The organism is Bacillus sp. AK128, assembly GCF_053903075.1.
The window spans coordinates 4,314,185-4,329,872 of the sequence record NZ_CP096379.1 but is presented as its reverse complement, the minus strand read 5'-3'; the positions used below and the strand labels follow the sequence as shown (position 1 = coordinate 4,329,872).

General features: G+C 37.0%; 11 protein-coding genes. 7 read left to right on the top strand and 4 right to left on the bottom strand.

The window, feature by feature from the left end; genetic code table 11:
- Positions 1-378: 378 nt before the first annotated feature.
- Positions 379-1,296: a phosphatidate cytidylyltransferase gene (locus M1D60_RS21655; RefSeq protein WP_456276880.1), complete on the bottom strand. Its 918-nt coding sequence runs from the start codon at positions 1,294-1,296 to the stop codon at positions 379-381.
- Between the two features lie 157 nt (positions 1,297-1,453).
- Between M1D60_RS21655 and M1D60_RS21650 the strand changes: the two genes are divergently transcribed.
- The 4 genes from M1D60_RS21650 to abc-f all read left to right on the top strand — a co-directional run bounded on the left by M1D60_RS21650 (position 1,454) and on the right by abc-f (position 6,224).
- On the top strand, positions 1,454-2,005 hold the full coding sequence (locus M1D60_RS21650) for a hypothetical protein (protein ID WP_456276879.1): 552 nt from the start codon (positions 1,454-1,456) through the stop codon (positions 2,003-2,005).
- Between the two features lie 137 nt (positions 2,006-2,142).
- The gene (locus M1D60_RS21645) at positions 2,143-2,658 is read left to right on the top strand and encodes an RNA polymerase sigma factor (RefSeq protein WP_456276878.1); all 516 of its coding nucleotides are present in this window, start codon (positions 2,143-2,145) and stop codon (positions 2,656-2,658) included.
- A complete protein-coding gene (locus M1D60_RS21640; protein WP_456276877.1) occupies positions 2,655-3,776 on the top strand; it encodes a DUF4179 domain-containing protein in 1,122 nt (373 codons plus the stop codon). Before M1D60_RS21645 ends, M1D60_RS21640 begins: the two co-directional genes overlap by 4 nt.
- Before the next feature lie 522 nt (positions 3,777-4,298).
- A complete protein-coding gene (gene abc-f, locus M1D60_RS21635; RefSeq protein WP_456276876.1) occupies positions 4,299-6,224 on the top strand; it encodes a ribosomal protection-like ABC-F family protein in 1,926 nt (641 codons plus the stop codon).
- Positions 6,225-6,499: 275 nt separating this feature from the next.
- On the opposite strand, the gene M1D60_RS21630 is transcribed toward abc-f, so the two are convergent.
- From M1D60_RS21630 to M1D60_RS21620, 3 genes are all read right to left on the bottom strand, one after another.
- Positions 6,500-6,988, bottom strand: a complete 489-nt coding sequence (locus M1D60_RS21630) for an immunoglobulin-like domain-containing protein (protein WP_456276875.1) — start codon at positions 6,986-6,988, stop codon at positions 6,500-6,502.
- A 213-nt stretch (positions 6,989-7,201) separates the two neighbouring features.
- Positions 7,202-9,199 carry a S9 family peptidase gene (locus M1D60_RS21625; protein WP_456276874.1) on the bottom strand — a complete coding sequence of 666 codons (1,998 nt, stop codon included), beginning with the start codon at positions 9,197-9,199 and terminating at the stop codon, positions 7,202-7,204.
- A 173-nt stretch (positions 9,200-9,372) separates the two neighbouring features.
- Positions 9,373-9,984, bottom strand: a complete 612-nt coding sequence (locus M1D60_RS21620) for a CAP domain-containing protein (RefSeq protein ID WP_456276873.1) — start codon at positions 9,982-9,984, stop codon at positions 9,373-9,375.
- 284 nt (positions 9,985-10,268) lie between these two features.
- Between M1D60_RS21620 and M1D60_RS21615 the strand changes: the two genes are divergently transcribed.
- The 3 genes from M1D60_RS21615 to M1D60_RS21605 all read left to right on the top strand — a co-directional run bounded on the left by M1D60_RS21615 (position 10,269) and on the right by M1D60_RS21605 (position 15,092).
- Positions 10,269-13,058 (top strand): glycoside hydrolase family 3 C-terminal domain-containing protein, encoded by a 2,790-nt coding sequence (locus M1D60_RS21615; RefSeq protein WP_456276872.1) that lies wholly within the window; start codon positions 10,269-10,271, stop codon positions 13,056-13,058.
- Between the two features lie 182 nt (positions 13,059-13,240).
- A complete protein-coding gene (locus tag M1D60_RS21610; protein WP_456276871.1) occupies positions 13,241-13,708 on the top strand; it encodes a MarR family winged helix-turn-helix transcriptional regulator in 468 nt (155 codons plus the stop codon).
- Positions 13,692-15,092 (top strand): MATE family efflux transporter, encoded by a 1,401-nt coding sequence (locus M1D60_RS21605; RefSeq protein WP_456276870.1) that lies wholly within the window; start codon positions 13,692-13,694, stop codon positions 15,090-15,092. Before M1D60_RS21610 ends, M1D60_RS21605 begins: the two co-directional genes overlap by 17 nt.
- Positions 15,093-15,688 lie beyond the last annotated feature (596 nt).

Sequence of the window (15,688 nt, the reverse complement as noted above, 5' to 3'; positions counted from 1 at the left end):
ATCCATTTGGCATATGAAGAAGTGCGGGAAGAGGACATCTGGTCCTCTATTTTCATGAATTTATAGCTTTAAGAGGTAGAAGCGGACAATCAGTCCTCTATTTGAAGCAAAACCGACGAAAAGTGAAGGGAAATGGTCAAATAAAGGACAGAGGGTCCTCAAGAGAGTCAAAATCAACTAGTTTAGGAGAAATAGAGGACAGAGGGTCCCTTGTAATCACAACCGGTGCATAAACTAGGATACCAGGTCCCATGTAATCAATCCATCCAGCGCAACATTTAGTCGAAAAAAGCCACTGACTCTTTGTGTCGGTGGCTCTTTTTATATCGGTTGTGTTAAATGAACAGTAGTGTCTAACCTAACTAACACAGCCTTTATTTACATAAAATCAAAAAAGTACCGAATCACATGAAAAAACAACGGTGCAGTATAGGTCAAACTATCGACGCGACTAAGGTAGCTTTCTTTTGACATCGTAGGTTTACCATTTTCTCCAAGTGATAAATCTCGTTTTAATACTGATATGGTAAGGGCCCCAAAAAATCCTCCAACGGCAATAAGCAATCCGGATATAATGCCAAACTTCACATCAAACGGGGTTAAGACCGGGTAGACCAAATAGGCGACTATTGTTGTGACGATGGTAGCTCCAATAAAGCCTTCCCATGATATATGAGGATTAGCTGTTGGAATTACTTTTGACTTTCCGAAATATAAGGAAATTAAAAAGTGGATTGCATCATTAAGTTGTGTGAGTAAAACCAAGAACAATACAAGATTAGCTCCGTAAACTGGAGAGGCAAATTGGAAGTATGCTAGATGACTTAACCCAAAGACCATGAGCATTAGCCCCCATTGGGTAGAACTGACGGATCTCAATAGTCCAACTGTACCTTTGTTTCCAAGTATCCGTGGTAAGGGTAAGAATAAGAACACATAAATCGGAATAAAAACAATAAACATCCCATACCACTCTATATATATCCAATAAAATTGAACCGGAATGGATAAATAGGCCCACAAAAAGGCCCTTCGATCAACCTTCCTTGTCTTCATCATAGAATAATATTCTTTCAGTGCAAAGAAGCATAGTACCATTAAGGAAATCAGTGAAACGATTGGATTGAATAAGGTGGCGAACATAAAAATTAAAAACATACCCCACCACGTTTTAACGCGAACCAAGAGGGTAGAAAAATCTTTATTAGGCTGGATTCTCCTAATAATCATCACTAATAAACTTACGGATAGTAAACCACTAAATATAATAAACTGTGTCAAAAGTGTACTATTCAATTTGTCACCAACTTTTTGTCTGTTTTTTAGACTTGTTAAAGAACATTATTGATCTTAGAACGAAAATCAACAACTAATTTTACCAGAGCAATTTTCTTCAGGAATCATGTATAATTTACTATAGGATAAAATTGTAAACTTTAAAAGAGGGAATAAGATGGAAATGAACCGAACCGTGTATATTATGCTTTCAGATACTGGAACTTTGTTTACAAAATCGATAAAGAAATATACAAAGGCTCCCTATAACCATGCCTCAATCTCCTTTGATGCAGACTTACAAGAGTTATATAGTTTTGGTCGGAAAAACCCGAGCAACCCCATTAATGGAGGCTTTGTGAAGGAAGATATATTCAAGGGGACTTATAGCAAATATCCAGAAACTACATGTGTTATTTATAAACTAGACGTAACAGATCGAGATATAAAAAAAATGAAACGAGTATTAAATGTCTTTAAAAAAAATCAAAGTAAATTTTTATATAACATACTAGGTGTAATAGGTGTTTCATTGAATGAGCCTGTCGAGTTTAGCAACTCTTACTTTTGCTCGCAATTTGTTGCAGAAATTCTCCATCGCTCAGGAATTAGGCTTTGGGATAAACTACCTGTACTTATAACTCCTGATGATTTTCGCAATAACCAAAGATTACATCAAGTTTATGAAGGTAAATTATTTGAATATGAACCTGTGAAAAAATATATGTAATGAATCTTTATATGGGAAGGTTTTGTACTTCTATTGATGAAGTATAAAACCTTCCTAATTTTTTTGAAAAACTTTAAGCCAATATGCGATCAGTTTAGTCTAATAAGTGTAGGTCATAAAGGAGAGGGTGAAAATGGATGTTGAAATTAGTAAAGAAAGCTCAACAAGGTGATGATCAAGCTTTTTTAAAGCTTTTCCAACAATATGAAGAAGATATCTATAGAATGGCTTATGTCTATGTGAAAAATGAAGGAGATGCCTTAGATGTGGTTCAGGAAGTGGCATATCGATCATTTAAAAAGATTGGAACTTTAAAATACCCTGAGTACTTTAAATCATGGCTGATCAGAATAGCGATTACTTGCTCGATTGATTTAGTGAGGAAAAACAAAAAGGTTGTTCAGCTTATTCCCGAATTTGAAGAAAACATAGGAGTAGAAGATGAAGACGTTTCTCTTTCTATAACACTTCAAGATTTAATGAATCAGTTAAATGAGGAAGAAAAAAGTATCATACTTTTAAAATATTATGAGGGTTATTCGTTTAAAGAAATTTCAGATTCACTGGAGATGCCATTAGGTACAACTAAATCTGTTTTATACCGTGCGCTTGGCAAGCTTCGAACTAAACTTAAGGGGGCTGAAATAAAATGAGTCATCTAAAAGAGGAGTTACAGAAAATTTCCATTCCAAAAGATTTACATAAACGAGCAAAAATAGGTGTGCAACAAGCGAAGTCTGAACAAAGTGGTATGAATTATGGTAACCATAAGAATCCGACACTTTATAAAAGGATATCTATAGCTGCAGCTGTTTGTATCATTTCTGTTTCTGCACTGACGTTTACGCCTGCTTTGGCAGCCATACAAGAAATGTATGATAAAATCTTTTCTAGTGAACATATCGATGATCGCGGATTACAGGCTGTGTTAGAAGAAGGACATGGCCAAGCCATTAACCAGACATTCTATGATGAAGAAAATGATATAACAGTAGAATTCCAGAGTATCTTAACAGATTCTAAAGAAACAAAGCTGTTAGTGACCTATCAAAGTGAGAAAACAGACTTAGAAAACTATTCCCTCAATATATTTGAAGGGCATACCGAGGTTTATGTAGTTGATCAAGATGGTGGGGAGAAGAAGTTAAATCACGTTGGCTGGGGAAGTAGGTATTATGATAAGAAAGAAAATAAGGTCGCTCAAGCCATGGCGTTTGATTCTATTGAAGAATTTGAAGGTCAGAGCATTACGTTGGAAATGCGTAACTTGACTCAGTATGATTACAGTAATACCGGTAGTACTCCGTTTATCAAAATAGATACAACATGGCCACTTACATTTAACCTGACTAACTCTTATATTGCTGAAAGAGAAACCATTGAGTTAAATAAACAATTTACGTTCGATAACGAGACTTACACGATCAGGCAAGTGGAATTCTCAGCGTTTGATACAAGAGTTGTTGTTACTGGAACAGATACAGGGCCTTACATCGAAGAAAATACTGGAGAGAAATTTGATGTAATGAGTAAATTAGAAAATCAATTCTTAAACGCAAGAAAGTTTGAAAAAGGATACGGATATTTTGTGGATGAATCTAAATCTGGTGTCTTCTTAATAGCCGGTGGTGAAAAAATAGAACCAATCTTTAATAAAAATGAGTTACCAGGACCACTAGGTGAGTATGTGTTGGTGTTTGCGCCTGTTAAGGATAGCCAAGGTACTATACTTGAAGTAGGTGATGACTTAAAAATACCGATAACTGAGTAGACAAAGGCTTCCCTTTATAGGGGAGTTTTTTTATTTAGTAAATTATTTACAAAAAATAGAAAATATGAGATAATAAAGAAAATCTTGAAGGAGGAAAGTAAGCTCATGACCCCAACAAACTAATTGCTACTATTAATTTTTAAAATTAATGATGAATTTACTCTGAGTATGGAATTTACCTACTGTTGATAGGTTTATTTGTTATGCTCTTATGGAATTCGGCAATTAGAAGGTTAACTTACTTTACTGAAATCGAGATTATAATTTATTGGATGTTTCAAGGATTCTTTGAAATAATCCGCCCAGTTTGAACCGGGAATGAGATAGCAAATGGATATATGCTTTAAGCAAAGGCTTCCTTGCTTTTCTCTGTATAAATTATATTTGGATCGGATTTAAGACTGTAAGAAGAAACCATCTTCTTATAGTCTTTTTTGTTTATAACTAAATAGTAACGGAGTTCCTCTTCATGCTGTCCATAAATTTGCATAACGTAAAATATGGATGAAAGAAGGAAAATATATGTTTGAGTTAAAATTACATGGGATTAAAAAATATATGGATGCTACACTTGTTCTTAAAAATATATCACTTGAAGCTTATCAAGGAGAAAAAATAGGAATTGTTGGTGTTAATGGAAGCGGAAAGAGTACAATTCTTAAGTTAATTGCAGGGATTATTCCTATGAACTATTGGCCAGGATATCCACAAACGTCAAGTCCGGGGTATGATGAAGGATTAATTCATAAGCCTAAGGATGCGACTATAGCTTATCTTGAGCAGTCACCAACTTTCCCGGAAGGACTAAAAGTTTTAGACGTATTGAATTTAGCCTTTGAAGAGATTGACGCTATTCATGATGAAATGCGGGCATTAGAAGAACAAATGAAAATACTTGAAGACGTTGAATTAGATAGAGCCCTTCAAAAATATAGTAACCTCATTCAACTATTTGAAGTAAAAGGCGGATATGAAAGAGAAGAGAAGCTAAGTAAGGTTTGCACGGGGTTAAAATTTACGGAAGATTTTTTGAACAGGGGGTTTGATTTATTAAGCGGTGGCGAAAAAACGACTGTGGTGCTTGGGAAGCTGTTAATTCATAATCCGGACATCTTGTTACTTGATGAGCCAACCAATCATCTCGATATGGATTCGGTTGAATGGCTTGAAGGTTTTCTAAAGCATTATAAGGGAATCGTAATCATCGTATCTCATGATCGTTATTTTCTCGATAATGTGGTAACTAAAATTGTTGAGGTGGAGGACATGGAATCCATTTCGTATAAGGGTAACTATTCATCTTACGTTAGTCAAAAGGAAGAGAATTTAAGAATTCAATATGAACATTTTAGAGAGCAACAGAAGAAGATTACCAACATGGAAAAACAGGTATTGACTCTTAGAGATTGGGCCATGAGAGGTGGGAATGACAAGTTTTTTAGAAGGGCAGCTAGTATTCAAAAAAAGCTTGATAAGTTAGATCGAATTGACCAACCCATTTTTGAGAAGAAAAATATGAAATTATCATTACAGGCATCTGGGCGTTCTGGAAACGAAACCGTTAAGGCGGTTGGACTATCTAAAACCTATCAAGACAAAGTGATTTTCAGAGATTCAGATGTAATGGTTCATTACGGAGAAAGAGTAGGGTTAATTGGGCCTAATGGTAGTGGAAAAACCACGTTTTTAAAGATGCTTTTAGGTGAGGATCAACCCGATCAAGGGACGATTCAATTAGGGGCTAGTGTATTAGCGGCCTATCTCCCTCAAAAGATACAATTTCCTAATGAGGAGCTAACGGTTTTGCAATGCTTTAGAGAGGATATTACAATCCTTGAAGGTAAAGCACGAGAGTATTTAGCAAAATTCATGTTTTATAAAGGGAGCGTCTTCAAAAAAGTAAAACATTTATCAGGAGGAGAAAAAATTAGATTAAAGTTAAGCATGCTGCTTTATCAAGATATTAATCTAATTATTCTGGATGAACCTACTAACCATCTCGATATTGATTCAATAGAAACTTTAGAGGAAGCACTAGATGACTTTAAAGGTACGATCTTCTTTATTTCTCACGACCGTTATTTTATCAATAAATTTGCTGAACGAGTAATTGCGATTGAGGATTTTTCATTAAATAGCTATCTAGGCAATTATGATTACTATAAAGGTGAAAAGGAAAAACGGAGTCTTAACGAAACGAAAAGATCTACTGTTCCTCATGAAAAATCTAGTAAACAAAAAAGAGAGGTTCCTAGGAAGAAGGAAACTGATCAAACAGAGGTATTACAAAAAATTGAGCGACTTGAGAAGGATATAAATGAAGTGAATCTAACAATGGAGACAGCTCAATTGGAATATGAAGAATTGAATAGACTGTATAATAGGAAACTCGTGTTAAGTAATGAGCTAGAAGAAGCCATGGCATTATGGTTGAGTGTAAATGAGTAAGGATAATTAGTTGATTCAATTATTCAATAAGTGGGACAATTTTCGGCTTTCATATTCTGAGAGTATGAAGGTTGTCCTTTTACTCGTTTGTGTGTTTTTAGTTACGAGAGGGGAAGGGTTTTCTCTTGAGTGCATGTCAAAAGGCTAATTACCTTGCCGCTAATTATTTGCGAGAGGTATAAACATATTTGAAAATAGCACAAAAAGCCATATCAATGATATGACTTTCTAAGACTTTTACTTATGTAAAATTCACCAATGCTAATCTTGGGTTGTTAATCAACTGTAAACTCCGCCGTTAAATGGTACTTATCAAAGTCCCCCGCTTTTCTAAAGTCCAGGATGTATTTTACTATACGGTATTCACCATTATCCAAATTTCCGTAAAGCCAGCTCCAATCAACGTCCCATTCACTAACATCCGAAGAAGCCAAGCCATAACCAATATCATTAAACCCATAGTTACCATCAATGACAACAGGAACTTGATACCATTTACCTTCAATTTTCTTTTCCAATAAGAATTGCTCACCATAGGTACATTGTTTGTCAGAGCTATTCTCAAATATCACAGTCATTCCTGTAGAGGAGACCGTTCCTTCCTTTGCAATCATAGTTACACCGTCTAGGTTGTTGACAGTTTCATAAGTTGTAGGCTTCCAGTCTGTCGTTTTAATAGATTGGTCAGAATTGTCACTTTGGCACCCTGATAAAAGTGTAAAACCTATTACCATACAGAATAAAAAACATATATACCTTTTCAAGAATTCACCCCTTTAAAAAAATTAGACGCTAGACATGTATAAAAGTTACTTAAATTATATAACTTGATTGGAATTATACTATTAGGCTTATTACTGTGATAATACTAAAAGTAATATAAACCTTTATCATTATCCAACGTTTTAAAAACCACAAACTTTACGAAAAGAGCCATAAAAAAAGAAAGAATCCATAGGATCCTTTCTTAACTAGCTTTAATTACAACGATCATCAAACCAGCCGATTAGATGCTGTAGACGTTCTAGGCGGTGCTTTGGCTTGCCAGAACGTGAAAGATCGTGATTCTCATCTGGGAAGCGAACAAGCTTGGTTTCTACACCTAATCGCTTAAGGGCGATGTACCACTGTTCTGCTTGCTCCATTGGACAGCGTAAGTCTTGCTCACTGTGTAGGATTAGTGTAGGCGTTTTAACGTTACGAGCATAGGTAAGCGGAGAACGCTTTAATAGCTCTTCTACATCATCCCATAAATCTGCATGTCCATGCTGCCATTCTGTAAAGAAGAAACCAATATCACTTGTTCCGTAGAAGCTGTGCCAGTTACAAATACTACGCTGTGTAACAGCTGCTTTGAAACGATCCGTACGTGTAACGATGACATTGGTCATGTATCCACCGTAGCTTCCTCCCGTTACAAATAGTTGGTCCGTATCGATATAGTTAAAGTTAGCTAAGGCATAATCTACACCAGCCATGATATCCTCATAATCCATTCCACCGTAATCACCGATGACTGCATTTACAAAGTCATGACCATATCCGTGACTTCCTCTTGGGTTTGTATAAAGGACCGCATATCCTTTAGCAGCCATTAACTGCATTTCATGATGTAAACCATTTCCATAGGCAGTTGCTGGACCACCGTGAATTTGAAGAATCATCGGATATTTCCTTCCTTCTTCATATCCATAAGGCTTTAACATCCAGCCTTCAACATCCCCGCCATCCGTGCTCTTGTAATGGAAGTTCTCAGGAGTGCTTACATGTACCTCATCATACAGCTCTTGGTTCCACGCTGTAAGTGCAGTAATATTATCCACATTATTTAAATCCTGAGCCACTAAATCTGCTACAGAGTGAGGAGTTTCGAGCACAAGAACGGCTTGATCATCAGATACGATATCAAAAGAAGTTACGGATGCAACCGATGGAGAAAGTGCTTTTGAAACTTCGCCATTTACATTTACCTTAAATACCTGACAATCTCCCCCGACAGTAGCATTAAAATAGATGTTAGAGCTTGTTGTATCCCAAATTAAACGTGACTCTGCTGTGTCATATCTAGCGTCAACACCTACAAGATTGCCAACTGTATAATCAAAGCTTTCCGTTAAATTAGTTAATTCACCTGTTTCTAATGAGAACAAGAGAACATTTGCATTACCTTGACTTCTCTCACCACGAGTATGTCCCGCAGCTGCTAGCCATTTACCATCTGGAGAAAGGGCTGGTGAATGAAGATATCCATTTCCTTGGTAGAATAAAACTTCTTCTTTTGACGCGATATCGAATTTCCAAATAGCAGGTAGGTAGCCCCACTCTTTATCCTCTGCCTTTGTTCCTATATAGAATAATTCTTTTCCGTCAATGGAGAAGCGAGGCTGAGAGAAATCATGGTCTCCTTCCGTAATCTTGGTATAAGCTTTTGTGTTAATGTCAAATAAATAAACATGCTTGCGATCCTCATTATAAATACCAACTCCGTCTCCTTTATAACGAAGTCTAGTAATCACTTTCACGTCGCTTTTTTCTTCCTTCTTCTCTTCTTCTTTATCAGTTGTAAGCTTTAATTCTCCGTTAAAGGTAAGGGCGAGCTGACTACCATCTGGAGACCAGGTGAAGTCACCAATTCCTTGTTTTACATCTGTAAGTTGGACGGCTTCACCACCATCTGTATGTAAGAGCCAAACTTGATTTTTTCCGGTACGGTTTGAACGGAATGCAATCTTCTTCCCATCTGGAGACCACTTAGGAGCAGCATCTTTTACTAAATTTTCCTTTGAATAATGAGAGGTGAATTGTCTATTTTCTCCATTTAAATCCGTTACATAGATATAAGAATAGTAACCATCTTTCTCTTGATCGACATGAGTTAAGACATAGGCTACTTTGTCTTTGTTAGGGGATACTTGAGGATCTCCTACAAATTTAAATTCACATAAATCTTCGGCTGTAATAGGACGTTTTGTCATTGTGCATTCCTCCATAATTAGCAAACTATAAGTCTAGTTTAACATTTCGAGAGTCGAAGCAAAATAATATTTTTCGATATTTCAGTTTTTTCTTCCGTTAAATAATCGAAAGAAAAATAAAAGGGAGGGTTTCTGCTATAGTTGCAAGAAACACCGTCCCTTCAGGTAGTAAGTTATTTACCAACAAGTATCTGTGTCCAATAATCTCCTGATGTATCATACCCGACTCCAATATGAGTAATATCAGGGTTTAAAATGTTTTCACGATACTCGGGATGATTCATCCAAGCATCCATGACCTCTCTAGCAGATTGTGGGCCTTGTGCGATATTTTCCGAAGCTTCTTTATAGTTGATTCCTAAGCTACGCAGCATATCAAAAGGTGAGCCATAAACTTGTGAATGATAGCTTAGTTCATGCTGGTTGGACATGTCCTCTGCTTTTAGTTGAGCTGCCTTTTGTAAATCCAAATCTGCTGTGAGTTGTGATAATCCATGTCTTCTTCTTTCTTCATTTGTTAGATCAATGACATCTGCTATAAAAAAATCACTCATTGGGTTGGGTTCTAATACGTCACCTAGACCTCTAGGACCTGCATTTCCGACATTTCTTACAGTTCCTAGCTGACTAGTTTCGGTATTGTTTGTATCCTGTGCTGGATGATGATTGACTTGCTGACCTGTCATAAGATCATTTCTTTTGCCTGCTTCATCACTGGCAGCACCATTACAGCCGACTAGGCTAACTAAAATAAATATCAATAGGAGTAGGTAAATTCTATTCATAAAGGTCCTCCATTTATTTTCATTACTAATCATTTTCTGCAGTAACCAGGTTTTTATCCTAAAAAGGTGTCAAAGAGATTTACTTTGTCTAAGGAGAGAGGGTTTTTGTATAAAGTTTAGGAAGTTTCATTCTTCTTTTTTGAAACGTTTATGCTATAATAAAACGGATTACGAAACCGCTTTCCTAAAAATTATATTTAACTGAACAATTAGTTTGGAGGGTGTTTTTTTACAAGAAGATGTAAAGATTAATTGATAAATTATAAAAATGTTGGAGGAAGCAAATGAGTACATACACAATTGGAATACCATTAGAAGGTTTTGCTGAATTTAGTAGGAAAGTGGCTGCAGAGGGTGCAGTTTTATTAAAAAATGATGGAGAAGTTCTACCTATAAAGAAGGGTGAACGTGTTTCAGTTTTTGGAAGATCGCAAATAAACTATTACAGAAGTGGAACAGGCTCAGGTGGTAGTGTAAATGTTGAATATACAACTAACCTGTTAGACGGTCTTAGAAGTAAGGACGGGGTCGTTGTAAATGAGGAATTAGCAGCTACATATGAAAAGTGGTTGGAAGAAAATCCATTTGATAATGGCGGTGGCGGTTGGGCTGCAGAACCTTGGCATCAAAAGGAAATGCCTATATCAGATGATCTTGTATCCGAGGCAAAAGCTAAATCTGACAAGGCGATAGTTGTGATAGGTCGTACAGCGGGAGAAGATCAGGATAATGCTGACGCTCCAGGTAGCTACCAGTTGACTGACTCAGAAAAAGAAATGCTAACATTTGTTACAAATCATTTTGAACAAGTAGTCGTTGTTCTTAATGTACCAAATATAATTGACATGTCATGGATGTATAATGACAATTACCGTTATCCGATTCAAAGTGTCATTTACACATGGCAAGGTGGTATGGAAGGTGGAAATGCTGCTGCTGATGTGTTAGTTGGCGAGGTAACACCAAGTGGTAAGTTGACCGATACGATTGCCTATTCCATTCAGGATTACCCTTCTACTCCTAACTATGGAAATGAGGATCGTAACTTTTATCAAGAAGATATTTATGTGGGTTACCGTTATTTTGAAACATTTTGTCCGGAGAAGGTTCAATATGAATTTGGTTTTGGTTTATCTTATACTGAATTTAATATAGAACGAAAGGATGCAACCGTTGTCAACATGGGTGGAGAAACCTTTATTGAATTAGCAGTAAATATAACCAATACAGGTTCAGCTTTTGCAGGTAAAGAAGTTGTTCAAGTTTATTATGAGGCACCACAAGGAAAGCTTGGTCAACCAGTCAAAGCGCTAGTCGCATTTTCTAAAACTGGCTTACTACAACCGGGAGAAGCGGAAACACTGACTGTTAGTTTCCCAGTAAACGGTATGGCTTCCTATGATGATAGTGGAGTTACAGGACATAAGTCCGCTTATGTATTAGAAAGTGGCTTGTATCAAATTTATGTTGGAAACAGTGTGAAAAATGTTGAAAAGGTAGCAGTTGATGGGAAAAATGGCTTCGAAGTAGAAGATTTACAAGTGATTGAGCAGCTTGATGAAGCCCTAGCTCCAACAGAAAGCTTTAAGATTATGAAGCCAGGAGTTCGTAAAGAGGATGGAACGTATGAATTAACTTATGTTGAGGTTCCTACACGTACGATTTCATTGGCAGAACGAATTGAAAAGAATCTTCCTACTACTTTTGAACAAACAGGAGATCAAGGATATACATTAAGAGATGTATATGACCAGAAAGTAAGTATGGAAACATTTATTGCTCAGCTTTCGGATGAAGACCTTGCGACTATTATAAGAGGAGAAGGGATGAGTAGTCCGCTTGTTACTCCTGGAACTGCTTCGGCATTTGGTGGAGTCAGTGATCGTTTATTTACTCAATTTGGAATCCCAGTTGGTTGTTGTGCAGATGGTCCTTCTGGTATTCGTATGGATAGTGGACACAAGGCAACTCAAGTTCCAATCGGTACATTATTAGCAGCAACATGGGACCTTGATTTAGTGGAAGAATTATATGAACTAGAAGGTCGAGAGTTAATCAGCAATAATATTGATATGTTGCTTGGACCTGGTATGAACTTAAGACGTAGTCCGTTAAATGGTCGTAACTTTGAATACTTCTCAGAGGATCCATATATTACAGGTACATTTGCAATCGCTAACACTCGCGGAATAATGAAGGGTGGAGCTCATGCTACACTTAAGCATTTTGCTTGTAATAGCCAGGAACAAGCTCGTACCAAGGTGGATGCGGCAGTTTCAGAACGTGCGCTTAGAGAGATTTACTTAAAAGGGTTTGAAATGGCGGTTAAAGAAGGTGGCGCTAAAGGAATTATGACTTCTTATAATCCGATTAATGGTCACTGGGCACCTTCCAATTATGATTTAAATACAACGGTTCTGCGCAAGGAATGGGGCTATGATGGAATTGTCATGACCGATTGGTGGGCACAAATGAATGATGTCATAGAAGGCGGCGCTGCTGATAAAAGAAATACCAACTTCATGGCCCGCGCGCAAAACGATTTATATATGGTCGTTGCTAATTACGGAGCAGAAGTAAATGCTTCCAATGACAATACTATGGAGTCTTTATCAAATGGAACGTTAACCCGTGGAGAGCTACAACGAAATGCGATGAATATTTGTAACTTTTTAATGAATGCTCCTGTATTCTCAAGAAATCAAGTAATTGAAGAAGAAGTAAATACATTTTCTGCCAATCCATCACTGGTAGAAGAAAATGTACAAAACCTGTTAGAAGGTTCTAAAGTACAACCAGTAGAATCAGGTTCAGTATTGTTGAAAGTAGCAACAGCGGGTGAGTACAGAGTGTTTGTTAATGTTTCATCACCTGGAACGGATTTAGCTCAAACGGCTTGTAATCTCATTCTTAACGATAAACTAGTAACAACTGTCCAAACGAATGGAACAGATGGTAAATGGATTACTCAAAAGCTTGTGAAAATCCAATTAGAAGAAGGTTTATATGAGTTGAAGCTTGAATTTATTAAGCCTGGGTTACAAATTGACTGGGTGGAATTTAAGCAGATCTAATATATGTAAAATTTAAAGAGAGACCGTTCTTAACAGAACGGTCTCTTTATTTATGGGCTTTTTTCCAAGTTTTCATGATGTTAGGATAATCAACTTCATCTGAGTATAGTTGCGTTAACAACTAATTGGAGGATATAATGAAGCAAAAGAATAGTTGCAAGCGCAACTAATGGGGTGGAAGGTTGGAAACTAAATCTTTAGGTAAATGGATCTCCATTTTATATCGTTATGGTCATGTATATGTTTCAAGGGAGTTAGAACCATATGGAATTGGCAAGGGTCAATTTATGTTTTTACTTGTGTTGTATCATGAAAATGGGCTATCTCAGGATGAGATGGCTAGACGGCTTACTATAGATAAGGGTACGACCGCAAGAGCAATTGGAAAGCTTGAAGAGGAAGGATATGTTTTCCGTCAAACAAGTGAACTAGATCGTCGCTTAAACCGAGTTTGTTTAACAGAAAAGGCCCAAAAATTTAAAGATGAATTTTTTAATGTTTTAGATGGTTGGACAGAAGTGTTAAGCCAAGGTTTAACGAAAGAGGAAGTGAGCACGGCATTCAACCTGCTAGAAAGGATGTCACAAAATGCGGCAACCCATATTAAAAAAGAACTGAAAAGGGGGAATTCAGATGAAAGCACAAAGTGAACGTCTGGGCAAAGAACCCATACCTAAGCTTCTCGTTAAGTTATCCGTTCCTGCAATGGTAGGGATGTTTGTGATGGCTTTATATAATGTAGTAGATACGATTTTTATTGCAAGAAGTGTCGGAACAGTGGGGGTTGCGGCCACATCAGTAGCGTTTCCTGTTCAGCTGATTATTATGGCTGTTGCAGGTGCAGTAGGAATTGGTGGCGCTTCAGTCATTTCACGATTACTTGGGGCACAAAAAAGTGAAGAAGCCAATGAAGTTTTTGGTAACGTGGTAGGACTGGTCCTGATTGTCAGTCTAATAGGGGCCTTGTTAGGAATTAGTCTGCTAGAGCCTGTTTTATTATTATTCGGAGCAAATGAGGAAATTCTACCTTATGCTAGTGATTATTTAGGAATCATCTTATACGGAACTATCTTCTTCGCGTTTGCTTTTACGATGAACAATATTATCCGTTCAGAAGGAAATGCCAAAATGGCAATGTCAACGATGATGATTTCAGCAGGTTTAAACATTGCGTTAACTCCGATTTTTATCTTTGCCCTTGGTTGGGGGATAAAGGGTGCGGCAACTGCTACTGTTATTTCACAGGCTGTAACAGTTGTTTATCTAGTGATTTATTTTCTAAGAGGAAAGAGTAGTTTAACATTTAAATTCAAATATTTACGGCCGAATCTCTCATTAATCAAACAAATTTTAGCGATTGGTTCGTCAGCATTTACAAGACAGGTTTCGGGAAGTATCATGTTCATTATTGCCAACCATATGCTGATTCAATATGGGGGCGTTTTAGGTGTAGCGGTGTTTGGGATTGTTCATCGTATAATAATGTTCACGCTCATGCCTATGTTTGGGATCGTTCAAGGAATACTTCCAATTGTCGGTTATAATTACGGAGCTAAGCAACCAAAGCGCGTAAGTGAAACGATTATGCTAGCAATGAAGTCCGCGACGGCACTTGCTATTTTGACATGTATAGTGATTATGATTTTCCCGAAACAAATTTTACTCATCTTTACAAATGATCCAGCAGCCTTAGAAATGGGAGTTGTTGCCCTTCGGATTATGTTCTCGTTAGCTATCTTAATTGGTGTGCAGATGGTAACTGGAGGAGTGTTCCAGGCATTAGGAAAAGCAAGAGCGGCCCTTGTTTTGTCAATGTCACGTCAGGTGTTATTTATGATTCCATTACTACTTACTCTTCCGTTAATGTTTGGTGTAACTGGGGTATGGTTGGCTTTTCCGGTCGCAGATATTCTATCATTTGCGCTGGCGATATGGTATATATCCAGACATAAGTCATATTTCATTCCAAATCATAACGAGCTAAATGAAGAACATGTGAATGACCAAAATCAAGTAAACCAGGTTAAAGCATAATAAAAAAATGTCATTCACTTACCATGTAGAAGTAAACTACTTGAAAGTATTTTATTGTTCTATTTTTTATAAAATTTTTACATTTAAAAACCACTTGAATCACAATGAAACGTGATCCAAGTGGTTTTTTTGAGCCCAGTAATAATCCAATTGTGCTGTGACCTGCCTCATGAAGGACAATTACTTTCTAAATGTGCGGTGGAATGTCCTTCAACAGAGTTATGAAGGACAATTATTTTCTAAATGTGCGGTGGAATGTCCTTCAACAGCGTTATGAAGGACAATTATTTTCTAAATGTGCGGTGGAATGTCCTTCAACAGCGTTATGAAGGACAATTACTTTCTAAATGTGCGGTGGAATGTCCTTCAACAGCGTTATGAAGGACAATTACTTTCTAAATGTGCGGTGGAATGTCCTTCAACAGCGTTATGAAGGACAATTACTTTCTAAAAGTGGAATGAAATGTCCTTCAACAGCGTTATGAAGGACAATTACTTTCTAAAAGTGGGATGAAAAGTCCGTCATCAGCCTCATGAAGGACAATTGCTATCAAAATTTGCGGTGAAAGTTCCGTCATCACCCTTCATGAACAAAA

Bases quoted from the DNA above. Each gene is read 5' to 3' on its own strand.
- M1D60_RS21650 (WP_456276879.1), top strand. From the start codon at position 1,454: ATGGAAATGAACCGAACCGTGTATATTATGCTTTCAGATACTGGAACT.
- M1D60_RS21645 (WP_456276878.1), top strand. From the start codon at position 2,143: ATGTTGAAATTAGTAAAGAAAGCTCAACAAGGTGATGATCAAGCTTTT.
- M1D60_RS21640 (WP_456276877.1), top strand. From the start codon at position 2,655: ATGAGTCATCTAAAAGAGGAGTTACAGAAAATTTCCATTCCAAAAGAT.
- abc-f (WP_456276876.1), top strand. From the start codon at position 4,299: ATGTTTGAGTTAAAATTACATGGGATTAAAAAATATATGGATGCTACA.
- M1D60_RS21625 (WP_456276874.1), bottom strand. From the start codon at position 9,199: ATGACAAAACGTCCTATTACAGCCGAAGATTTATGTGAATTTAAATTT.
- M1D60_RS21620 (WP_456276873.1), bottom strand. From the start codon at position 9,984: ATGAATAGAATTTACCTACTCCTATTGATATTTATTTTAGTTAGCCTA.
- M1D60_RS21615 (WP_456276872.1), top strand. From the start codon at position 10,269: ATGAGTACATACACAATTGGAATACCATTAGAAGGTTTTGCTGAATTT.
- M1D60_RS21605 (WP_456276870.1), top strand. From the start codon at position 13,692: ATGAAAGCACAAAGTGAACGTCTGGGCAAAGAACCCATACCTAAGCTT.